1 pseudogene is annotated in these 334 nt (G+C 66.5%); it reads left to right on the top strand.

The window, feature by feature from the left end:
* Nucleotides 1–75: 75 nt before the first annotated feature.
* A pseudogene (locus TW83_RS16280) lies at nucleotides 76–334 on the top strand (type I secretion system permease/ATPase); the annotation flags it as partial.

Genomic DNA, 334 nt, shown 5'->3' with positions numbered 1-334 from the left:
CCCTGCGTGGTGATATGGTCGCCGCGGTAACGAGGCAAGCCCCGCCATCGGCGCGGCATTTTCGGGGCAAGACGTATGGCCAAGGCTGCGAACCTGACGGACGGGGCCCGGGAACTGCGCCAGGCGCGCGCCACGGGGTGGCCGCTGTTCCTGTCGGTGGGGGTCTTCTCGGCTGTCGTGAACCTGCTAATGCTGACCGGGCCGCTGTTCATGCTGCAGGTCTATGACCGCGTGCTGGCCTCGCGCAGCGTCGAGACGCTGACCGCGCTGTTCGTGCTGGTGATCTTCCTCTTCGCGCTGATGGGTGCCATCGACATCATCCGCAACCGCGTGA

The sequence above is a fragment of the Paracoccus sp. S4493 genome (genome assembly GCF_000967735.1).
In the GTDB taxonomy this organism is placed as follows: domain Bacteria; phylum Pseudomonadota; class Alphaproteobacteria; order Rhodobacterales; family Rhodobacteraceae; genus Paracoccus; species Paracoccus marcusii.
This window is presented reverse-complemented; position numbering and strand designations above follow the sequence as displayed.